Raw genomic sequence first — 21,081 nt, 5'->3', positions numbered from 1 at the left:
ACTGGGGAAGGAATGCGGTGTTCGGACGCCGTAAACCGAAGGGCGAGGAAAAAAAGCCGGCCGATGCGCCGTCGTGGCCGTCGGAATCCGCGAGCGACTCGACGATCACCGGAATCGCGCTGGCGCGCTGGCAGGTGTTCGTCCCGCCCGGCACCGGCCGATTCGCCGAGGGCGGCTGGTCGTACGAGCGGGCCGTCGAGCACCCGTGCCCCGGCTGCGGCGGCACGCTGCACACCCTGCGCAAGCCGTACCGGAGCGCGGGCAAGGACTTCCGGTACATCGCGATCGTCTGCCCGGCCTGCCGGACGGTCGGGGACCTCGCCGGACTCGGCCTGAAGCGGTACGACCAGCTGCTCACCGCCCCGGCACCCCCGCCACCGCCGGCACCGCCGGACACGACGGTCGAGGGCGTCGTGCGGCAGCGCTGGGGCGTCCGGGTGAACGCCACCGAGCGGTGGTTCGACCAGCCGGGCTGGTTCTACGAAGCCGAAAGCCCGCGCTCCTGCCCGGCCTGCGCGCAGCCCCTGCACGCGCTGCGGAAGGTCTACGACGGCCCCAACGTGAAGCCGGGCAAAAAGGCGGGCCACCTGATCGCCGTGGTGTGCCCGGCCTGTCCGGCCGCCTACCGCCTCCGCGATCTGGAGCTGCGCACCTACGCGCAGCTCATGACCCCACCGGAGGCGCCGCCGCGCCGGGAATTCGACCTCGACTGCGACGTGCCGCCCGGCGAATTCCGCATCCGCGCCATCGAGACGCACGAAGTGGGCGCCTACGTCGAGGCCCTGCTGAACCAGCCGGGGGCGCGGATCATCGCCCACGGCGGACCGGCCATCGACCCCCGCGAAGTCGAACCGAGGCTGCTCCACTGGGTCAAGACCACGGACCCGCACCTCGCCGTCCCGCGGCACGCGCCCGAGGTCGACGTGCGGGTGCTGCTGCCGCTCGCGCCGGAGTTCGCGCCGCTGCGGACGGCCTTGGACGACGCCGGGGTGCCCTGCCGCCAGGTGCGCTACTGGCTGGAAGACGAAGTGGTTTCGTCGGTCGGCGCCGTCGGTGAGCTCGCCCTGCTGCGAGCGACGACGAAGCTGGTCCCGCTCGGCGGGCAGGCGGCCGCCGAGGACGTCCGCGACGGGTTCGCCGCGACCGCCGCGCGAGACGCGTTCGACCTGATCTGGGAGGCGCACGCGGACGCCCGGACCACGGCGTGGACGCCGGTCGACGCCGGCACGCTGGTCCCGGCCGAGTGGCTGGACTACCTGCCGTTCCCGACCTTCAACCCGGCCCAGGCCGAAGCCGCGCCGGTGCTCGCCGGCTCGGACGAGCACCTGGTGGTCACCGCGCCGACCGGGGCGGGCAAGACGGTGATCGGCATGCTGGCGGTCGTCAAGGCACTGCGCGGCCAGGGGCGCAAGGCGGCCTGGCTCGTCCCGCAGCGCTCGCTCACCGACGAGCTGGAGCGCGAACTCGCGTCGTGGCAGGAGCTGGGCCTGCACGTCGAACGGCTCTCCGGCGAGCACGTCACGGACCTGCGGAAGATCCGCGAGGCCGACCTGTGGATCGCGACGACGGAGAAGTTCGAGTCGCTGTGCCGGACGGCGTCGATGCGGGAGGCGCTCGCGCAGGTCGCGTGCCTGGTCGTCGACGAGATCCACCTGCTCGGCGACCCGATGCGCGGTCCGCTGCTGGAGGCCTTGCTCGCCCGCGTGCGCGGCGACGGCTCGCCGGTGCGGATCGTCGGGCTGTCCGCGACGGTGTCCAACGCCGCCGACATCGCGAGCTGGCTGGGCGCGCGGCTGGTCACCGTGTCGTGGCGGCCGAGCCGGCTGACCTGGCAGCTGCCGGTCATCGCCGGCTCGGGCAGCCGGTCGGTCGAGCACGCCGCCCGGATCGGCAAGGTCGTCGAGCTGACCGAAGCCATCACCCGCGACGCGGGCAGCGTGCTGGTGTTCTGCGGCAGCAAGCGCAACGTGCGCGCGACCGCGCTGGCCATCGCCACCGCCCGCGGCGCCGACGTCCACGGCGTGGACGCGGACGACCTCGACCGGCTGGAACGGGTCTGCACCGCCGTGCGCGTCGGCATCCACTACAAGGACTGGGACCACAAGGCCGCCGCCGAACGCGGGTTCCGGCATCGCGACCTCGACGTGCTGGTGGCCACGACGACCGTCGCCGCGGGCGTGAACCTGCCCGCGCGGGCGGTCGTCGTGCGCGACACCCAGCTCGGGACGACGAGCATGGGCGTCGCGACCGTCCAGCAGATGTTCGGCCGGGCCGGGCGCATCGGCGCCGGGGAAACCGAAGGGTGGGCCTACCTCGTCACGACCGAGGGCGAGCGGCCGAAGTGGCAGCAGGCACTCGTCGACGGCTACACCGTGCGCTCCCACATCGAAGGCAGCCTGCCCGACCACCTGCTCGCCGAGGCGGCGCAGGACCGCATCCACAGCGTCGCCGACGCCGAGCACTGGTGGGTGCGGACACTGGCCAACCACCAGGGGGCGCAGAACGTCGGCCCGGTGCACGAAGCCCTCGACCTGCTGGTCACCGAGGGCTACCTCACCGAAGTGCGGCAGGACGACGATTCCGTGCTCCTCGCGGTCACCGAGCTGGGCAAGCTCACCACCCGGCTGATGGTCAGCGTGCAGGTCGGCATCGACCTGCACGCCGAGCTGGCGAAGCAGGACGTCCCGGGCGACCCCGAGCAGGCCGAAAGCCTGCTGACCCGCGCGATCGCCACCGAGGTGCCGCAGTTCGCCGAGGCACCGGTCGCCGACGAGCTGCGCCCGCACGTCGCCCGTCTCCAGCGCGCCGGCGGCCGGCCCGAGCTGATCGACAAGCTGCCGCCGCAGCCGGGGCTGGTCCCGCTCACCGCGTGCGACCCCGGCGACCTCGCCCAGGTGGCGTTCCTGCTGGTGGCCCGGACGCCGTCGGCGTTCGCCCGGCCGCGGCGCACCGTCGCCGGCGTGCCGATGGCGAGCCTGGTGCCGATCCTCGCCGAAGCACCGCGGTACTTCGGCTGGCTGGCCGAGCAGGGCCGGCTGGGGACCGTGCACCCGTGGGTGGCGGTCACCGCGGCCGACCTCGGCCGCCGGATCCGCTGGCGGGCGGCGGCACCCCCGCGCGGCGCCGGACGGCTGCTGTGGATGTGCGAGCAGATGGCCACCCGGGAGCACGCCGACCGCCTCGTGCCCCGGATGTACCGGGCCGCGGCCGCCCGCTGGCCCGCGCCCGACTGGCCGCTGGGCGGCCAGCCGGCCGACTGCCGGCTGGACCGGGCGGACTACCTCGCCCTGCTACGCGACCGGGCCACGGGAACGGAGATCACCGACGACGGAACCGGAAGGCTCGCCATCACCAGCCCACCGGGAGCCCGCGCGTTCGTGTGGGCAGGCCCGGAGTTCGCCTCGGCCACCGGCGACCGCGCGGAGTACCCCGAGGCAGCCGGCAGCCGAGGCGTCGCAGTGTTCACCCGCCGCGGCGACTATCACTGCCACGGCTGGGCCGCGGTCTACAACGGAACGCCGGGTGGTGGCTGATCGACCGCGTCCACAGTGGAGCCTGAGCACCGGTCCACGGCGCACTAGACCTGCTGGCAGAACACCACCAGCGGGTGTGAAGATGCTCCGATGTCATCTCGTGCCCGTGCCGTCGATCCCGGCCGGCTGGCCCGGTGGTGCGGGGAACATCTGGGGAGCCCGCCGGCGGAGGAACTGTTCAGCTCCGGGCACCTGTCCGCCGTCATCGGGCTGCGGCTGGCCGACGGCCGTGAGGTCGTGGTCAAGGTTCGTCCGGGCTCGCCGCGGCTGGCCGCGTGCGTCGACGTCCAGCGCCGCCTGTTCCAGGCCGGTTATCCGTGCCCGGAGCCGCTCACCGGCGTCGCGCCGTTCGGTGGCGACGTCGCCACCGCCGAGACCTACGTCCCCGGTGGGGCGGTGCTCCCGAGTGCGGCGCACGCAGCCGAGGCCTTCGCCGAGGCGTTCGCGCGGTTGATCCGGCTCGCCCCTCGGCCGGCCGAGGTGGCCACGCTCGACCCGCCACCGTCCTGGGCGGCCTGGAACCACACCGGGAACGGACTGTGGCCACGTCCGGAAGAAGACCCCGAGATCGACCTCGACGAGGTGACCGGCGCGGAGTGGATCGACGACGCCGGGCGCCGGGCCCGTGACCGGCTGCGGGCCGGCGGGGCCGAAGCCGTGATCGGCCATTGCGACTGGCTTGCCGGCAACCTGCGCTGGAGCGAGGACGAGCTACTGGTGGTGCACGACTGGGACAGCGTGCTCGCGGAAAGCGAGGCCGTCCTGGTCGGCTTCGCCGCCGCGCTGTATTCGACCGTCAGCGCGGGCGTGCTCGCCACCGTCGAGGACACCGAGCGGTTCCTCCTCGCGTACCGCCGGGCGCGCGGCCGCGCATTCACCACCGGCGAACTCCGGCGGTCGTGGGCGGCCGGCGTCTGGACCAGGGCCTACGACGCGAAGTACCAGCACGCGGTCGGGCAGCCCGTCACCTCGCTGTCGGAGGACGAGGCCCGCGAGCGCCTCCGCCGGGCCGGCGCCGGCCCGCCGAAGCCGAGGCCGTAGCGGAGCTTCAGGCCGCAGCGACCGTGACCGGGTGCCGGACGACCGCGCCGAACAGGTACCCCTGCGTGTTGTACGGCGCGATGTCGGGCTGGCTCGCGCCGGTGACGTCGGTCGCGCGCGCCCGGAGGGTGTGGGGGCCCGCCGTGCGGGGGCGCCACGGGTACTCCCACTGCAGCCAGGCACGGTCGGCGGCCGGGCCGATCGGCCGCGCCGGGTGCCAGGTGACGCCGTCCGTGCTGACCTCGACCCGGCGGATCCGGCCGTGGCCCGACCAGGACCGGCCGCGCAGCACGTGCCGCTGCCCGGCCGGCAGCGTCGCACCCCACGGGAGCTCGAACGCGCTCTTCACCACCTGCTCGGTGACGAGCGTGCCCTCGGCCGGGTAGTCCGGGCCGAGCAGGCGGTAGAACTGGGTGCTCCACGGCGAAACCAGCGGCGCCGCCGACACTTCGATGCGGCCCAGCCACTTGATCGACGCGATCCCCGCCCACGACGGCACCACCAGCCGCACCGGGAAACCGTGGTCCGGCGGCAGCGGCTGCCCGTTCATCTCGTACGCCAGCAGGACGTCCTGCAGCGCCTTGCCCACCGGCAGCGGCCGCCGGACCTTGCCGAGGTTCACCCCGGCCGCCACGTAGTCCGCGTCGAGGCCCTCCGGCAGCACGTCGACGGCGTGCCGGGTCAGCCCGGCCCTGGCGAGCACCGTCGCCAGCCGGACGCCCCGCCACCGCGCGACCCCGACCGCGCCGAGCTTCCACGCGGTCCCGCTGACCGCCTGCCCCTGCTGGCTGGTGAAGAAGCTGCGGCCGTTCCCCGTGCACTCGATGAACGCGGTGATCGTCTCGGACGGCAGTGCGCGCAGGTCGCGGTACGTCAGCTCGATCGGCGCGGCGGCCGTCGGCGCGCCGCGCAACCCGGAGCCGAACAGCCGCAGCCGCCAGGTTCCGGCGTCCAGCACCGGCGTCGAGGTGTGATCGCGGACGAAGAACCGGTCGACCGGGGTCAGGTAGCCCTGCCCGCTCATGGCTTCCCAGCGCGTCTCGGCGTTGCTGCCGTACACGTCGAACCACTCCGGCGGCAGCGGCTTCACGATCGGGCCCGCCGCCGACGCGGTCGCCGTCGCCGTCCCGGCCGTGGCCAGCGCGAGCCCACCGGCCGCCGTCAGGCGCAGGAGCCCGCGCCTGCTGAGCCCGGGCATCCGCGCCTGTCCGGCCCGCCACTGCGCCAGCCGCTCCCGGTCGTAGGCGGTCTCACCGTGCCACGCTGTCATGGCGGGCATTGTCGGGTCGCGGTCCGCGGCCCGGCAATCACGTCCACGCAGCGGAACCGGGGTCCCGAATGGACGGCCCGATCGGCCGGTCCCCGTTTATTCCCGGGGCCCCGGCGCGTCCCAGCCATTGGCCGCCTCGACCCCGGTCGCGGAAATCGGCGCACACTGCGGCCACAGGCCGAGGAGAAGGGACGCCGGGATGACTGGACCACGGATCGCCGTCGCACTGGACGGGGCCGGGTGGCACCCCGCCGCGTGGCGCGAACCCGGCGCACGGCCCGGCGAGCTGCTCACCGCCGGCTACTGGGCCGACCTGGTCCGGGAGGCGGAGGCGGCGAAGCTGGACTTCGTCACCATCGAAGACTCCCTGGCCCTGCAGACGGTGAACTATCTCGACCGGCCGGGCGAGCGGACCGACATCGTCCAAGGCCGCCTCGACGCCGTGCTGATCGCCGCCCGCGTCGCGCCGCTGACCTCGCACATCGGGCTCGTGCCGACCGCGGTGGTCACCCACACCGAGCCGTTCCACCTGTCCAAGGCCATCGCCACCCTCGACTACGTCAGCACCGGACGCGCCGGGGTCCGCGTGCAGGTCGCCGGGCGCGCCGACGACAACCGGCACTTCGGGCGCCGCGAGTTCGGCGAGTTCCGGCTCGAGGACGCCGCCGAGCCCGACCGGCCGAGCCCGCTGGCCGAGCTGTTCGACGAGGCCGCGGACTACGTCGAGGTGCTGCGCAGGCTCTGGGACAGCTGGGAGGACGACGCCGAGATCCGCGACGTCGCCACCGGCCGGTTCGTCGACCGGGACAAGCTGCACTACATCGACTTCACCGGGCGCTGGTTCTCGGTCAAGGGCCCGTCGATCACCCCACGGCCGCCGCAGGGCCAGCCGCCGGTCACCGCGCTGGCCCACGCCGCCGTCCCCTACCGGCTCGCTGCCCGCTCCGCCGACGTCGTCTACGTGACGCCCTTCGACCGCGAGCAGGCGACGGCGATCGTCGCCGCGGTGCGCGACGAGCAGGACAAGGCCGGGCGCGGTGCGGGAACCCTGCACGTCTTCGGCGACGTCGTCGTGTTCCTCGGAGAGACCGAGCAGGCCGCTGCGGACCGCAAGACCCGGCTCGACGACCGGTTCGGCGCCGAGTACACCTCCGACGCGCACGTCTTCACCGGCACCCCGGCCGGCCTGGCCGACCTGCTGCTCGACTGGCAGGCCGCCGGGCTTTCCGGCTTCCGGCTGCGGCCGGGCGCGATCCCGCACGACCTGACCGCCATCACCCGCGGCCTGGTGCCCGAACTGCGGGCGCGCGGCGCCTTCCGCACCGGGTACGAGGCGAGCACCCTGCGCGGGCTGCTCGGCCTCCCCCGGCCCGCCAACCGCTACACCGCCGTCTGAGGAGCCTGAGATGACCCGGAAGCAGATCCACCTCGCGGCGCACTTCCCCGGCGTCAACAACACGACCGTGTGGAGTGACCCCGAAGCCGGCAGCCACATCGAGTTCAGCTCCTTCGTCAAGCTCGCGCAGACCGCCGAGCGCGCGAAGTTCGACTTCTTCTTCCTGGCCGAAGGGCTGCGGCTGCGCGAGCAGAACGGGCAGATCTACGACCTCGACGTCGTCGGCCGCCCGGACACCTTCACCGTGCTGTCCGCGCTGGCCGCGGTCACCGATCGGCTCGGGCTGGCCGGCACGATCAACTCGACCTTCAACGAGCCGTTCGAGGTGGCCCGCCAGTTCGCCTCGCTCGACCACCTTTCGGCCGGGCGCGCCGCGTGGAACGTCGTCACCTCGTGGGACGCCTTCACCGGCGAGAACTTCCGCCGCGGCGGGTTCCTGCCCCAGGACCAGCGCTACGAGCGGGCCGAGACGTTCCTGCGCACCGCCTGGGAGCTGTTCGACTCCTGGCGCGGCGACGAGATCGCCGCCGACACCGGCAGCGGCGTGTTCCTGCGCGACACCCGGGCGGGCGCGTTTTCCCACCACGACCGGCACTTCGACATCGAGGGCCGGTTCCCGGTGCCGCGCAGCCCGCAGGGCCGCCCGGTGATCATCCAGGCCGGCGACTCCGACGAAGGCCGCGAGTTCGCCGCGGCCACCGCGGACGCGATCTTCAGCCGGTACGGCACCCTCGAAGCCGGGCAGGCGTTCTACGCCGACGTCAAGGGCCGGCTGGCCAAGTACGGCCGGACGCCGGAGCAGCTGGTGATCCTGCCCGCGGCCACGTTCGTCCTCGGCGACACCGACGCCGACGCCCACGAACGCGCGCACCTCGTGCGGCGGCAGCAGGTCAGCGCGCAGACCGCGATCAAGTTCCTCGAGCAGGTCTGGAACAACGACCTGTCCGGGCACGACCCCGACGGGCCCCTGCCGTCGACCGACCCGGTGGTCGACGGGTCCACGATCGCCCCCGGCCGCGCCAGCGTCCGGATGTACCGCGATCCCCTCGCGACCGCCCGGGAATGGCGGCAGCTGGCCGAAGCGAAGAACCTGTCGACCCGCGACCTCATCATCGAGGTCACCGGCAGGCAGACGTTCATCGGCTCGCCGTCGACCGTGGCGGCGGCGATCGACGGCCTCGTCCAGGCCGACGCGAGCGACGGCTTCATCCTCGTCCCGCACGTCACGCCCGGCGGCCTTGACGAGTTCGCCGACAAGGTGGTGCCCCTGCTGCAGGAGCGCGGCTCGTTCCGGACCGACTACACCGGTCCTACTCTGCGCGACCACCTCGGGCTCGCGTGAGGGTCCCTTTCGGACAGTCACGGGTCATTCGCGGGCCGTGGCGTTGGCCCGGTCGATCGCCGGCATGTTCTCCTCCGCCCAGCTGCGCAGGGCGGCGAGCGGCACCTCGAGGGAGTGGCCGAGGCCGGTGAGGCGGTAGTGCACCCTGGGTGGCACCGTCGGCTCCACCCGGCGCTCCACCAGGCCGTCGCGGGTGAGGCTCTGCAGGGTCACCGACAGCATCTTCTGCGAGACGCCGGGCATCCGGCGCTGCAGTTCGGCGAACCGCACCTCGTCCGGGCCGGCCTCGGCCAGCACCTTCACCACCATGGACGTCCATTTCGTGCCGATCCGGTCCAGCAGCTTGCGGGTCGGGCAGGCGGGGTCGAACAAGTCGCCGCGCGCGCCCTTCGGCGAGGGGGTCACCTGGAGCTCACCACCTGTCGGGAAAGTGCCGTCTTGGCGCGGCCACATCGGTTACCTACGCTCATCTGGTCACCAATGGTAACCCTTCCTTCCGGAGATGGTGTGCGCGAACAGCGAGTCAGGGCGAACGGCATCGACATCAGCGTGGCCGTCACCGGGCAGGGGCCAGCTTTCCTGCTGCTGCACGGCTTCCCGCAGACCTGGCGGCTGTGGACCGCCGTCATCCCGCAGTTGGCCCGGTACCACCGGGTCATCGCCCCGGACCTGCGTGGTCTCGGCGCGACCACCCGCACCGCCGGCGGCTACGACGCCGGAACCCTCGCGGCCGACGCCGAAGCGCTCCTCGACGCACTGGGCGAACCGGAGGCGACGGTCGCCGGCATCGACGCGGGTGCCCCGCCCGCGTTCCTGCTCGCCGTGCGGCGCCCCGAGCGGGTCCGCCGGCTCGTCCTCATGGAGTCGCTGCTCGGGCGCCTGCCCGGGGCCGAGGACTTCCTCGCCGGCGGGCCGCCGTGGTGGTTCGGGTTCCACGCCGTCCCGGCCCTCGCCGAGACGGTCCTCGCCGGGCACGAGGCGGATTACATCGGCTGGTTCCTCGACGCCGGAACCCGGGGCCGCGGCGTGCCACCCGCGATCCGCGACCACTTCGTCGCGGCGTACACCGGACGCGACGCCCTCCGGAGCGCCTTCGGCCACTACCGGGCCATGCCCGAGAGCGCGGCGCAGATCGCGGACGCCACCGCGGCCGCCCGGCTCACCGTGCCCACCGTGGCGATCGGCGCGCACCCGGTGGGCGACGCCCTCGCCCGCCAGCTGGGCCCGGTGACCGACGACCTCACCACCCACCTCGTCGAGGACTGCGGCCACATCATCCCGCTGGACCGCCCCGACGCGCTCGTGCCGTTGCTGGTCGCCGGCTGACCGTCCCGTTCACCGTTGTGCCGTCAAGGTGTTCCAGCCGCCGGGCAGCCTTCACCTCCGAGGCGGTCACGAACCACAATCGGGCTCATGACGACCCCGCCCGTATCGCGCCCGACCGCCGAGGTGTTCCGCATGGACATCCGGATCGACCTCACCGGCCGAGCCGGCGACGCGGCCGCCGTCGCCGCCCGGCTGGCCACCGCGCTGGACGGCCTGGCGGGCGTCGACGTCACGGCCGTCCGCCCTCGGCACCCGGCCGTCACGGCGCAGACGGCGCCTCGCCTCAGGCTGGTCCCGGACCCACTCCTGCGCATCGAAACCGGGTCCCGGCGGGCGATCCTGCTCGGCCGCCCGCTCGCGCTCACCCGGCTGGAGTTCGATCTGCTGCGATTCCTGGGTGAACACCCGGATCGGGTGTTCACCCGCACCGCGCTGAAGTCCGCCCTCTGGCCGCGGCAGCACGGCGGCGACCGGACGGTCGACGTCCACGTCCGCAAGCTCCGCGCCAAGCTCGAGCCGCACCTGGATCCGATCACCACGATCCGCGGCGTGGGGTACCGCTTCGAGGGATCAGCCCCGGTGACCCTGGTCTGAGCCGCGGCGGCGTTCGCCGCGCGAAATCGGCGCTGTGGATCGCCCGGCCGCGCTTCGGGACCCGTCCCGAACAGGCCTCGATACCATTTCCGGGAAAACTCATCTCGTAGCCACGCGAGGGGAATCCCGGAATGGCCGCCAGATATGTAGCAGCCGTCGCAGCAGTCGTTTTGTTGTTGTCGGGTTGTGGACAGGATCCGAAACCGAGGTTGCCCGCCGGTGCGAGCGAGGCCGAAATACTCGTCCTCGCTGAAGAAATGCTCGTGCAGAAGTGCATGAGGGAGGCCGGGTTCGAGTACACGATCGAACCCGCCGACCCCGTTCCCGGCGCGCGGGATTTCCCCTACGTCCTCGACGACATCGAGTGGGCCGGGCAGCACGGCTACGGAAGTGACATCCAGCGGGCCACCGACGAGTGGACGAAGAACAACCCCAACACCCGCTACCTGCAAAGCCTTTCCGCCCAACGCAGGAAATCCGCTGCCGCCGCCCTCAACGGACCGGTGCCCCAGGGGCTGACGGCCAGGACTCCCGACGGAGTGACGTTCACCCACAGCGACCGCGGCTGCGAGTCCACGGCGAGGCGTCGACTCTACGGCGATCTGCCGGCGTGGTACCAAGCGAAAACGGCGGTGGCCGCACTGGCCGATATGACGGTCGCCGCGGTCAAGGCGGATCAGGCGTTCACCTCGTCGGTGACGGTGTGGTCGGCCTGCATGACGGCCGCCGGTACTCCGTACGAGACGCCGGACCGGGTGCGGGAGACCTTGCCCCCTCCCGATCGGCCCTGGCCGGTCGCCGAGGAGAAGCGGCTGGCCGTGACCGAGGCAACCTGTGCCATCAACTCGGGTCTCGCCCGGACGGCCAAGGAACTCGGCGCGCGGCACCGGGCTCTTCTCGAGGAGAAATACCGCGACGACGTCACCACCAAGAAGCGGCTGCAACGGCAGGCGCTTCCCCGAGCTCGCGCCGTGACCGACGACGCGAATCAATAGCCGACTCATGAGGAGAACCGGATGAGATTCCCCAAAATCGCCGTCATCGCGGCGGCCGTGCTCGGCTCACTGGCTCTGGTGGCCGCTCCCGCGTCAGCTGAGTCGTCCGCGGAGGAGACTCTGGCTGCACCGGACGGAAACTTCTACGCCTACATCGGCTACGGGTACGTCGCCCTTTGCGGCGCCTGGGGCGGGAACTCGAGCGACTGGGGCCGCTGCAAGAACAACACCGCCTCGCTGTTCAACAACGGCTTGTACGGCGGCGCCGACGACGTCTACGTGTACTGGGGCACCAACCAGACCGGCTCGCGCCGCGGTATCTGCCGGGGTGCGGCCATAGCGGACCTGCACGAATACAACTTCGAACTGGACGGCAAACCGGGCCAGGGGCAGGAACTCATCACGAACATCGCCTCCCACAAATGGGCCGCTATTGCCGGCTGCGGCGCCTGAAACCGGATGGCCTCCCGGACCTGGCGCGAACCGGGTCTCCGGGAGGCCACCCGCGGGCACTGCGCCTCTGCCGGCCCCCCCTGCCGGGGCACCGGTGACGGGCCGCGCGGGTCAGGGCAGCGCGGGCAGCAACGCGTCCAGGGTGATCGGCAGCTTCCGGACCCGCACCCCGGTCGCGTGGTACACCGCGTTGGCGACCGCCGCCGCGGTGCCGACGATGCCGATCTCGCCGATCCCCTTGGTGCCCATGGGATTGACGTGCGGGTCGTGCTCGTCGATCCACTCCGCGCGCAGGTCGGCCACGTCCGCGTTGGTCGCGATGTGGTACTCGGCCAGGTCGTGGTTGACCACGTGCCCGGTCCGCGGGTCCAGGACGCTGTCCTCGAACAGCGCCATGGACAGCCCCATGGTCATCCCGCCGAGGAACTGGGACCGGGCGGTCACCGGGTTGACGATCCGGCCGGCCGCGAACGTGCCGTGCAGCCGCGGGACGCGGATCTCACCCGTGTCGGCGTCCACACGCACCTCGGCGAACTGCGCACCGAACGCGTACATCGAGTATTGCTCCTCGGCCGGGTTCTCCGGCGTGTCCGCGCTCGCCTCGGCGCCTTCGGCCGGGTCGGTGCCGAACTTGTCGCGGAACGCCCGCGCGGCCGCGATCACCGCCGTCCCCCAGGACGCGGTGCCCGAGGAGCCGCCGGCCACGGTCGCCTTCGGGTAGCCGGTGTCGCCGATGCGGGCCTCGACGTCCGACGCGGGCACGGAAAGCGCGTCGGCCGCGATCTGCGGCAGGATCGTCCAGGCTCCCGTGCCCAGGTCGGCGGCGCCGATTTCCACGACGTACCGGCCGCCCTCGAACCGGATCAGCGCCGTGGAGCCGGGCGAGCGCTGCGCCGGGTACACCGACGCCGCGACACCGGTCCCGGTCAGCCAGCGGCCGTCGCGGCGGACGCCGGGCCGCGGATCCCGCTCCGCCCAGCCGAAGCGCTCGGCGCCGGTGCGCAGGCAGGCGACGAGGTTCCGGCTGGAAAACGGCTTCCCGTCTTCGGGGTCGCGCTCGGGTTCGTTGCGCACCCGCAGCTCGATCGGGTCCAGGCCGAGGGCCACGGCGAGTTCGTCCATCGCGACCTCGGGCCCGAACATCCCCGGGCACTCCCCCGGCGCCCGCATCCACGACGGCACCGGCACGTCCAGCGCGGCGAGGCGGTGACTGGTGGCCCGGTCCGGCACCGCGTACATCATCCGGGCGGGCACCGCGGTCTGCTCGGCGAACTCCTTGATCCGGGACGTCTGCTCCACGACGTCGACGCGCAGCGCCCGCAGGTGCCCGTCGCGGTCGGCGCCGAGCCGGACGCGCTGGATCGTGGGTGTGCGGTACCCGGCGAGGGCGAACATCTGCTGCCGCGTCAGCGCCAGCTTCACCGCCCGGCCCGGCACCGCGCGGGCGGCCATGGCGGCGAGCACGACGTTCGCGTGCGGCGTGCCCTTCGAGCCGAAGCCGCCGCCGACGTACGGGCAGCGGACCCGGACCTGCTCCTCGGGCAGCCCGAACACCTCGGCGATGGCGGAACGGACCGGGTGGACGCCCTGGGTGGAGTCCCAGAGGGTGAGGATCCCGTTGTTCCACAACGCGGTCGTCGCGTGCGGTTCCAGGGGGTTGTTGTGCTGCATGGCCGTCGTGTACGTCTCGTCGGTGGTCACTTCGGCCCGCTCGAGGGCGGCGTCGGCGTCGCCCTGCGCGGTGTCGGTCGGGAAGTCCGGGTTCACCGAGTCCGGCGCGTACAGGTCGGACCGGCCGGCGCTGAGCTCGACGTCGTGGGGCTCGACGTCGTACTCGACTTCCACCAGCCCGGCGGCGTGGCGGGCGGTCTCCGGGGTGTCGGCGAGCACGAGCGCGACCACGTGGCCGCGGAAGGGCACCCCCGGGTCCTGCAGCACGGCGAGCTCGGCGTCGTCGGTGCTCGCCAGCCGCTCGGCGGTGAACGGCGTGATGACGCGCACGACACCCTCGACGGACTCGGCCGCCACGGTGGCGATCCGGGCGCAGCGGCCGCGAGCGATCGTGGCCTGCACCGGGTGGCCGTACAAGGGGTGGTCGGCCGGCGCTTCGAAGGCGTACGGCGCGGTGCCGGTGACCTTGGCCGGGCCGTCGCGGCGGGTGGCCGGGGTACCGATGGCGCGGGGTTCGAGCAGCTCGGTCATCGGTTCGGCTCCTCGGTGGTCAGCTCGCGCAGCACCGCGGCGAGGGTGCGGCGGGCGAGCGGGATCTTGAAGGCGTTCCCGCCGTCGACGCCCTCGAGCGCGCGGGCGCCGGCCAGTTCGGCGTCCGCCGCGGCGCGGAACACCTCTTCCCCCGGCCGGGCGCCGCGCAGCACGGCTTCCGCTTCGGTGGCCCGCCAGGGTTTGTGCGCCACTCCGCCGAACGCAACGCGGACGTCGTCGATCCGGCCGTCCACGAGGGACACCCCGGCGGCCACCGAGACGAGGGCGAACGCGTACGACGCCCGGTCCCGGACCTTCCGGTAGGCCGACCGCCGCGCCCACGCCGCGGCGGGCAGGGTGAAGCCGGTGATCAGCTCGCCGTGCTCGAGGACCGTGTCGCGGTCCGGGTGGTCGCCGGGCAGCCGGTGCAGGTCGGTGAAGGCGATTTCCCGCTCGCCGCCGGTCCCGGCGACGTGCACCCGGGCGTCCAGGACCGCCAGCGCGACCGCCAGGTCGGACGGGTGGGTGGCCACGCACGCCTCGGACGCGCCGAGGATCGCGTGCTGGCGCGTCGCCCCGCCGAGCGCGGAGCACCCCGAGCCGGGTTCGCGCTTGTTGCAGGGCGTCGTGACGTCCTGGAAGTACAGGCAGCGCGTGCGCTGCAGCGGGTTCCCGCCGGTGGTGGCCATGTTGCGCAGCTGCGCCGACGCCCCGGACAGCAGGGCTTCGGCCAGCACCGGATAGCGCTCGCGGACCGCCGCATGCGCGGCGAAGTCGCTGTTGCGCACGCCCGCGCCGACGTACAGGCCGCCGTCGTCCTCGCGGATCTCGTCCGGCAGCACGCCGGTGACGTCGACGATCCGGTCCGGCCGCGCCACGCTCAGCTTGAGGTGGTCGACGAGGTTGGTGCCGCCGCCCAGGAACACCGCCTCCGGTGCCCCGGACACCGCGCGCACGGCCTCGGCCACCGTGGCGGGCTTGGTGAAGGCGAAGGTCTTCATCGGGACTCCCGGACGGCGGCGACGATCCCGGCGTAGGCCCCGCAGCGGCAGAGGTTGCCGCTCATCCGCTCGGCGATCTCGGCATCGGACCACTCCGGCGCGGCGCTGACCGGCGAGGTGACGTGGCTCGGCGCGCCGTCGGCGAACTCGGCCAGCAGCCCGGCCGCGGAGCAGACCTGGCCGGGCGTGCAGTACCCGCACTGGAAGGCGTCGTTGTCCAGGAAGGCCTGCTGGATCGGGTGCAGGGCGCCGTCGGCGGCCAGCCCGGACGCCGTCGTCACCTCGGCGCCGTCGCAGGTGACGGCCAGGATCAGGCAGGCGAGCACCCGGCGGCCGCCGACGAGGACGGTGCAGGCGCCGCACTGGCCGTGGTCGCAGCCCTTCTTCGCGACCGGCTCCCCCAGCTGATCGCGGATCAGGTCCAGCAGGGTCCGCCGCGGGTCCACCGCCAGCCGGTGGTCGGTGCCGTCGACCCGGATCTCGATCGGGATTGCGGGGCGTTCGGTCGTCATGGGCCGCCTCTTCCGTGGGAATCGTTCGGGCTACCCGCTCCGCCCGGGACGAAACGAGCCCGGGCGAGACGGTTGATCGCCCGCCGGGCGGGTACGCGACCGGATCGCTTCCGGACGAAGCCGTGCCGACCCACCACCTCGGAGGACGACTCGTGACCCTGCCCCTGCTCGAAAGCCATCCCGACCAGCTCGGCGGCCTCGACCCGGCCGCCATCGCCAACTGCATCGACGACTGCCTGGCCTGCGCCCGCGCCTGCACCGTCTGCGCCGACGCCTGCCTGTCCGAACCCGCTGTCGCCGACCTGGCCCACTGCATCCGCACCGACCTGGACTGCGCCGACCTCTGCGGCACCACGGCCCGGGTGCTGTCCCGCCGATCGGGCACCACCGCCGTCCTCGACGCGCTCCTGCGGGCGTGCGCCGAAGCCTGCCGCGCCTGCGCCGAAGAGTGCGAACGGCACGCGGACCACCACCGGCACTGCGCCCTGTGCGCCGAGGCCTGCCGCAAGTGCGAAGACGCCTGCCGTCAGCTGCGCGACCACCTCGTCGGGACGGCGTGATCGCCGTGACCGGAACCGACCAGCCGCTGGGCGAACTCGAGGTCGTGCACGAATTCACCGGCCCGATGCCGACCGGGGTCAGCGTGTCGCGCCGGGGCCGGGTGTTCGTCAACTTCCCGAAGTGGGGTGACGACGTGCGCTTCACCGTCGCCGAACTCCGCGACGGCGACCTCGTCCCCTACCCCAGCCAGGCGTTCAACGATCCCGAGAGCGACACCGACCCGGACGCCCTGGTCTCGGTGCAGAGCATCGTCGTCGACCCGGCCGACCGGCTGTGGATCCTCGACACCGGCAGCCCGCTGTTCCGGCGGACCGCCCACGGCGGCCCCAAGCTCGTCTGCGTCGACGTGGAACGCGACGAAGTCACCCGCACGATCCTCTTCCCCGAGGACGTCGCCCTGCCCACCACCTACCTCAACGACGTGCGCTTCGACCTCGGCCGCGGCGTCGCGTTCATCACCGACTCCTCCGACCAGGGCCCCAACGGCCTCATCGTCGTCGACCTGGAGACCGGCGAATCCTGGCGGCGGCTGCACGACCACCCCAGCACCAAAGCCGAGGAACCGCCGGAGCTGCGCATGGTCGTCGAAGGACGCGACTTCGTCGAACGCTCCGAAGACGGCACCACCAGCCCGATCAAGATGGGCGCCGACGGCATCGCCATCGGCGCCGACGGCGCCCGCCTCTACTACTGCTGCCTCGCCTCACGACGCTGGTGGAGCGTCGCCACCGACGCGCTGATCAACCGTGAACTCGACGACGACGCGGTCGCCCGAACGCTCATCGACGAAGGCGACAAAGGCGGCGCCGGCGACGGCATGGAGACCGACGACCAGGGCCGCCTCTACGTCACCGACGGCGAGCACAACGCCATCCACCGCCGCCACCCCGACGGCCGCTGGGAAACCGTCGCCCACGACCCCCGGCTGCTGTGGCCGGACACGATGTCCGTGGCCGACGGCCACCTCTACGTCACGGCCAACCAGCTGCACCGCCAGGACAAGTACCGCGGCGGCAAGGACGAACGGCAGTACCCGTACTTCCTGTTCCGCACCCCGATCGACGCCGGTCCGGTCCTCCTCCGTTGACGGCGGGGTGATCACTCGTTCGGCGGTAAGCCGGGCCCTACGCATTTTGTCCACTCCGCGCTACCGCGCCCGGGGCCCCGGCGTGGTTCACTGGGTGCTAAAGCTGACCCCCAGCAGCTCCTGGCGCGGACTCCCTCGACACGGGGAGTCCGCCGGGCCGCCCGTGCCGGCGCCGACTTCAGGCCCGGCTGACCGCGCGGGCGGCCCCCGCACCCGCTCAGAGCTCCTGCCCGCCACACAGGGTTTCGGCGTAGGAGAACACGTACCCGGCACCGATCTCCTTCGGGGCGAGACGAGGGAAGAACCGGGAGTGCACCAGCGGCACGGCGAGCAGCCACGCCTCCGTCGTCCGCGCCGGCGGTCATCAAGGCCGGCTGAGCGGGGCCGGAGCAGCGATGACCACCGATCGCCCGATTGACGGCCGCGCCGCGGCCGGTAACGTATGGGAGCGCTCCCATATCCCGGCGGCAGGAGTCTCTCCATGGGTGCTCGACGACGACGTCACCTCAGGCCCGGAACGGCGAGCGGCTGCGTCCTGGCCGCCGTGCTGACCGCGCAGGTCATCGCCGTCCCCGCGGCCTCCGCGGCCGCCGGGCCCGCGCTGTCGGTCGACGTGTCCGCCGCCCGGCACCCGATCAGCCCCGGCATCTACGGCCTCAACGGCGGCGATCCGGCGTTCAACGCCGAGATCGGCCAGACGGTCGCGCGCTGGGGCGGCAACGCCACCAGCCGCTACAACTTCAAGAACCACACCTACAACACCGGCAGCGACTGGTACTTCGAAAACATCGTCGCCGACGAGGAACACTCCGTCGAAGGCATGGTTAAGTCCAATTTGGACCGTGGCATCAAGCCCGTGGTCACCGTGCCCCTGAACGGCTGGGTGGCCAAGGACTCGCCGTCGTCGCACCCCTTCGCCTGCGGGTTCCCGGCGACCCGGTTCCCGCAGCAGGACAGCTTCGACCAGTGGGACCCCAACTGCGGCAACGGAAAGCTCGGCGACCGGAACCTCACCGGCGTTCCCGCCGACACCTCGATCCCCGCGGACGCGGCGTTCGACGGCGAGATGGTGTCGCACCTGGTGGACCGGTTCGGCACGGCGGCGCACGGCGGGGTGCCGATCTACGAACTCGACAACGAACCGGTGCTCTGGTCCAGCACGCACCGGGACGTGCACCCCGAACCGGTCTCGGACGACGAACTCGGCAGCAAGGGCACCGCGGCCGCCGCGGCGATCAAGGCCGCCGACCCGAGCGCGGCGGTCCTCGGCCCGTCCGGCTGGGGCTACTGCGAATGGGTTGCCTCCGGGGTCGACGGTTGCGGACCGGGCGCCGATTCGGCCGCGCACGGCGGGCTCAACCTGTCCCAGTGGTACCTCAAGACTATGAAGGACTACAGCGACGCCCACGGCGGCAAGCGCTTCCTCGACTATTTCGACCAGCACTTCTACCCGCAGATCAGCGGCGACAAGACCCCCGAGGCCAACGCGCTGCGGCTGCGGTCGGTCCGGTCGCTGTGGGACCCGACCTACGTCGAGGAGTCCTGGATCGGCCCGAGTGGCGTCAACGCGCCGCCGCTGCAGTTCATCCGCACGATGAAGTCGTGGGTCGACCAGTACAACCCCGGGACCAAGACCGCCATCACCGAGTACAACTGGGGTGCGCTGGACGACATCAACGGCGCACTGGCCGAGGCCGACATCCTGGGTGTCTTCGGCCGCGAAGGCCTCGACCTGGCCACGATGTGGGGCGAACCGAAGCCGACCGACCCGGGTGCCTACGCGTTCCGGATGTACCGCAACTACGACGGCGCCGGCAGCCGCTTCGGTGACGTCAGCGTGTCGGCGACCGCCGCCGACCAGGGCCAGCTGGCGGTGTACGCGGCGCAGCGGTCCTCCGACCAGGCGCTGACCGTCATGGTCGTCAACAAGACCGGCGGCGACCTGGCGTCGCCGCTGTCGGTGGCCGGGTTCGACAACGCCGGCGCGGCCCAGCGGTTCACCTACAGCCCGGCCAACCTGAACGCCATTGTCCGCGGCGACGACCTCCCGGCGGCCAACGGCCGGATCGACGCGACCTACCCGGCGAACTCCATCACGCTCCTGGTCCTCCCGGCGGCCGGCTGCACGGCGACCCTGCAGGTCAACGGCGGCTGGAGCACCGGCCACGTCGCGACGGTGACCGTCACCAACGACCGCCGCACCCCGATCACCGGCTGGCGGGTCGGCTGGACCTGGAGCGGGGACCAGCAGATCACCAACTCGTGGAACACCACCCTGCGGCAGAACGCCGTGAGCGTGGTCGCGGCCGACGCCGGCTGGAACGGCCGGATCGGCCCGGGCGGCAGCACGACCTTCGGGTTCCAGGCGAGCGGGACGGCCCCGCCACCGAAGCTGACCTGCACGCCTGCCTGAGGCCGCCGGGCCGGTCACCTCGCCGGAGGACTCACCGCGACCGACGGCGCCGTGAAACCGCTTTCCCGGCTCCGCAACGGCGCTAAGATGTGGTGCCCGGACAAAGGAGTTCGCATGGTGAAAGCGTTCAGCCGGCGCACCGCGCTGGCCGCCGGCGCGAGCGTCACCGCCGGTCTCGCGTGGCCCGCCGCCGCCCGCGCCGCTCAACCCGGCGGCGTGGGCTTCACCCTGGACGCCGAAACGCTCGACGGCGGCGAACAGATCACCTCGGTCACCCTCCGGACCGCCCGGATCGGGCCGATCGACCCGGCGAGCCTGACCACCGGCACGTTCCGCGTGCACGCGAAGGCCACCAGCCCGATCGACACCGGCGGCCAGGACATCGGCTACGACCTCGACCGGCCCGTCACCGCCGTACGGCTCGGCCACCACGGCGACGTCGTGCTCGAGCTCAGCCACGCCGAAGGCCAGACCGGCAACACCCTCGGCTACGTCAACGGCAAGAGCCGCAACGTCCGGCTCGACCTGGTTTACACCATCACCCAGAACACCCCCGTGCGCCTCCGCAACGGCCGTCCGGTCACCCTCACCCGGTTCACGCAAGGCCCGCTGGCCAACCCGGAAGCCGACGCCTTCACCCACCACACCTCACATTCGGGGATGAAGTACCGGCTGTACTCCCCGGCGGCGCACCACGACCGGCGCCCGCTGATCCTCTGGCTCCACGGCGGCGGCGAGGGCGCATCCCTGCCCGATGGCTACTACGACAACGAAACGACACTGCGCGCCAACCGCGGCGCACTGGGCTTCGCCACGCGGGAAGCCCAATCGATCTTCGGCGGCGCCCACGTCGTCGTCCCGCAGTGCACGTCCGCCTGGATGGACGACGGTCCCCGCTTCGCGCCGCTCATCGACGAAATCCTCCGCGAAGTGATCCGCACGCGCCCCGTCGATGCCCGGCGCGTCCACGTCGCCGGCTGCAGCAATGGCGGCTACATGAGCCTGAAGATGACCACGGTCTACCCGAGGACCTTCGCCTCGTCCGTCCCGATCTGCGGCGTCGTCGCCGCCCGGAAGGCCGGTGACCCACCGCTGATCCCGGACGCCGAACTGGCCGCGATCCGCACACCGACGTGGCTGGTCGCCTCGCGCGACGACGACACGGTGGACCCGCAGGCCAACACCGTCCACGCGCACGAGCTCATCCCCCGCTCGGAACTGACGCTCTACGACCACGTCGTCCGGAACGGCCACCAGTTCCCCGGTCACTGGTCGTGGATCTACGTCGCCCGCAACGATCCGAGCACCGGCGGCACGCACGTCTGGCAGTGGATGGCGCGCCAGCACCGGTGACC

General features: G+C 72.6%; 17 protein-coding genes. 12 read left to right on the top strand and 5 right to left on the bottom strand.

Features of this window, described 5'->3' with window-relative positions; genetic code table 11:
* Nucleotides 1-17: 17 nt before the first annotated feature.
* On the top strand, nt 18-3,533 hold the full coding sequence (locus ACFPLC_RS33525; RefSeq protein ID WP_378191467.1) for a DEAD/DEAH box helicase: 3,516 nt from the start codon (nt 18-20) through the stop codon (nt 3,531-3,533).
* Between the two features lie 90 nt (nt 3,534-3,623).
* Nucleotides 3,624-4,574, top strand: coding sequence for a phosphotransferase (locus ACFPLC_RS33520; protein WP_378191469.1), 951 nt, complete (start codon nt 3,624-3,626; stop codon nt 4,572-4,574).
* Between the two features lie 7 nt (nt 4,575-4,581).
* Here ACFPLC_RS33520 and ACFPLC_RS33515 read toward each other — a convergent pair whose 3' ends face one another.
* Entirely contained in the window at nt 4,582-5,844 is a 1,263-nt protein-coding gene (locus ACFPLC_RS33515) for a sulfite oxidase (RefSeq protein WP_378191471.1), read from the bottom strand.
* Between the two features lie 199 nt (nt 5,845-6,043).
* Here ACFPLC_RS33515 and ACFPLC_RS33510 point away from each other — a divergent pair, with 199 nt between their 5' ends.
* Entirely contained in the window at nt 6,044-7,240 is a 1,197-nt protein-coding gene (locus tag ACFPLC_RS33510) for an LLM class flavin-dependent oxidoreductase (RefSeq protein WP_378191474.1), read from the top strand.
* Nucleotides 7,241-7,250: 10 nt separating this feature from the next.
* Nucleotides 7,251-8,582: an NtaA/DmoA family FMN-dependent monooxygenase gene (locus ACFPLC_RS33505; protein WP_378191476.1), complete on the top strand. Its 1,332-nt coding sequence runs from the start codon at nt 7,251-7,253 to the stop codon at nt 8,580-8,582.
* Nucleotides 8,583-8,606: 24 nt separating this feature from the next.
* Here ACFPLC_RS33505 and ACFPLC_RS33500 read toward each other — a convergent pair whose 3' ends face one another.
* On the bottom strand, nt 8,607-8,987 hold the full coding sequence (locus ACFPLC_RS33500) for a winged helix-turn-helix transcriptional regulator (RefSeq protein ID WP_378191478.1): 381 nt from the start codon (nt 8,985-8,987) through the stop codon (nt 8,607-8,609).
* Nucleotides 8,988-9,089: 102 nt separating this feature from the next.
* Here ACFPLC_RS33500 and ACFPLC_RS33495 point away from each other — a divergent pair, with 102 nt between their 5' ends.
* The 4 genes from ACFPLC_RS33495 (at nt 9,090) to ACFPLC_RS33480 (ending at nt 11,950) form a co-directional block, all read left to right on the top strand.
* Nucleotides 9,090-9,908 (top strand): alpha/beta fold hydrolase, encoded by an 819-nt coding sequence (locus ACFPLC_RS33495; RefSeq protein ID WP_378191480.1) that lies wholly within the window; start codon nt 9,090-9,092, stop codon nt 9,906-9,908.
* 87 nt (nt 9,909-9,995) lie between these two features.
* Complete coding sequence (locus tag ACFPLC_RS33490; RefSeq protein WP_378191483.1) at nt 9,996-10,502, top strand: winged helix-turn-helix domain-containing protein; 507 nt, start codon at nt 9,996-9,998, stop codon at nt 10,500-10,502.
* A gap of 275 nt (nt 10,503-10,777) precedes the next feature.
* Nucleotides 10,778-11,497: a hypothetical protein gene (locus ACFPLC_RS33485; protein ID WP_378236014.1), complete on the top strand. Its 720-nt coding sequence runs from the start codon at nt 10,778-10,780 to the stop codon at nt 11,495-11,497.
* A 21-nt stretch (nt 11,498-11,518) separates the two neighbouring features.
* Nucleotides 11,519-11,950 (top strand): hypothetical protein, encoded by a 432-nt coding sequence (locus ACFPLC_RS33480; RefSeq protein WP_378191486.1) that lies wholly within the window; start codon nt 11,519-11,521, stop codon nt 11,948-11,950.
* Between the two features lie 111 nt (nt 11,951-12,061).
* Here ACFPLC_RS33480 and ACFPLC_RS33475 read toward each other — a convergent pair whose 3' ends face one another.
* The 3 genes from ACFPLC_RS33475 to ACFPLC_RS33465 are packed head-to-tail and all read right to left on the bottom strand — an operon-like array spanning nt 12,062 to nt 15,665.
* Complete coding sequence (locus ACFPLC_RS33475; protein WP_378191489.1) at nt 12,062-14,152, bottom strand: xanthine dehydrogenase family protein molybdopterin-binding subunit; 2,091 nt, start codon at nt 14,150-14,152, stop codon at nt 12,062-12,064.
* Nucleotides 14,149-15,153, bottom strand: coding sequence for an FAD binding domain-containing protein (locus ACFPLC_RS33470; protein WP_378191491.1), 1,005 nt, complete (start codon nt 15,151-15,153; stop codon nt 14,149-14,151). The genes ACFPLC_RS33475 and ACFPLC_RS33470 overlap by 4 nt, the downstream gene beginning before the upstream one ends.
* Nucleotides 15,150-15,665, bottom strand: a complete 516-nt coding sequence (locus ACFPLC_RS33465; RefSeq protein ID WP_378191493.1) for a (2Fe-2S)-binding protein — start codon at nt 15,663-15,665, stop codon at nt 15,150-15,152. The genes ACFPLC_RS33470 and ACFPLC_RS33465 overlap by 4 nt, the downstream gene beginning before the upstream one ends.
* Nucleotides 15,666-15,817: 152 nt before the next feature.
* Between ACFPLC_RS33465 and ACFPLC_RS33460 the strand changes: the two genes are divergently transcribed.
* The 4 genes from ACFPLC_RS33460 to ACFPLC_RS33445 all read left to right on the top strand — a co-directional run bounded on the left by ACFPLC_RS33460 (nt 15,818) and on the right by ACFPLC_RS33445 (nt 21,079).
* Nucleotides 15,818-16,225: a four-helix bundle copper-binding protein gene (locus ACFPLC_RS33460; protein WP_378191495.1), complete on the top strand. Its 408-nt coding sequence runs from the start codon at nt 15,818-15,820 to the stop codon at nt 16,223-16,225.
* 5 nt (nt 16,226-16,230) lie between these two features.
* A complete protein-coding gene (locus tag ACFPLC_RS33455; RefSeq protein ID WP_378191497.1) occupies nt 16,231-17,313 on the top strand; it encodes an L-dopachrome tautomerase-related protein in 1,083 nt (360 codons plus the stop codon).
* A gap of 481 nt (nt 17,314-17,794) precedes the next feature.
* Nucleotides 17,795-19,726, top strand: a complete 1,932-nt coding sequence (locus tag ACFPLC_RS33450; RefSeq protein ID WP_378191499.1) for a glycoside hydrolase family 44 protein — start codon at nt 17,795-17,797, stop codon at nt 19,724-19,726.
* Nucleotides 19,727-19,840: 114 nt separating this feature from the next.
* The gene (locus ACFPLC_RS33445) at nt 19,841-21,079 is read left to right on the top strand and encodes a hypothetical protein (protein ID WP_378191502.1); all 1,239 of its coding nucleotides are present in this window, start codon (nt 19,841-19,843) and stop codon (nt 21,077-21,079) included.
* Nucleotides 21,080-21,081 lie beyond the last annotated feature (2 nt).

The sequence above is a fragment of the Amycolatopsis plumensis genome (assembly GCF_042652605.1).
Lineage (GTDB): Bacteria > Actinomycetota > Actinomycetes > Mycobacteriales > Pseudonocardiaceae > Amycolatopsis > Amycolatopsis plumensis.
This window is presented reverse-complemented; position numbering and strand designations above follow the sequence as displayed.

Coding starts and splice junctions, on each gene's coding strand:
- ACFPLC_RS33510 (WP_378191474.1), top strand. CDS start 6,044: ATGACTGGACCACGGATCGCCGTCGCACTGGACGGGGCCGGGTGGCAC.
- ACFPLC_RS33465 (WP_378191493.1), bottom strand. CDS start 15,665: ATGACGACCGAACGCCCCGCAATCCCGATCGAGATCCGGGTCGACGGC.
- ACFPLC_RS33520 (WP_378191469.1), top strand. CDS start 3,624: ATGTCATCTCGTGCCCGTGCCGTCGATCCCGGCCGGCTGGCCCGGTGG.
- ACFPLC_RS33475 (WP_378191489.1), bottom strand. CDS start 14,152: ATGACCGAGCTGCTCGAACCCCGCGCCATCGGTACCCCGGCCACCCGC.
- ACFPLC_RS33445 (WP_378191502.1), top strand. CDS start 19,841: ATGGTGAAAGCGTTCAGCCGGCGCACCGCGCTGGCCGCCGGCGCGAGC.
- ACFPLC_RS33485 (WP_378236014.1), top strand. CDS start 10,778: ATGAGGGAGGCCGGGTTCGAGTACACGATCGAACCCGCCGACCCCGTT.
- ACFPLC_RS33450 (WP_378191499.1), top strand. CDS start 17,795: ATGGGTGCTCGACGACGACGTCACCTCAGGCCCGGAACGGCGAGCGGC.
- ACFPLC_RS33490 (WP_378191483.1), top strand. CDS start 9,996: ATGACGACCCCGCCCGTATCGCGCCCGACCGCCGAGGTGTTCCGCATG.
- ACFPLC_RS33470 (WP_378191491.1), bottom strand. CDS start 15,153: ATGAAGACCTTCGCCTTCACCAAGCCCGCCACGGTGGCCGAGGCCGTG.
- ACFPLC_RS33480 (WP_378191486.1), top strand. CDS start 11,519: ATGAGATTCCCCAAAATCGCCGTCATCGCGGCGGCCGTGCTCGGCTCA.
- ACFPLC_RS33505 (WP_378191476.1), top strand. CDS start 7,251: ATGACCCGGAAGCAGATCCACCTCGCGGCGCACTTCCCCGGCGTCAAC.
- ACFPLC_RS33515 (WP_378191471.1), bottom strand. CDS start 5,844: ATGACAGCGTGGCACGGTGAGACCGCCTACGACCGGGAGCGGCTGGCG.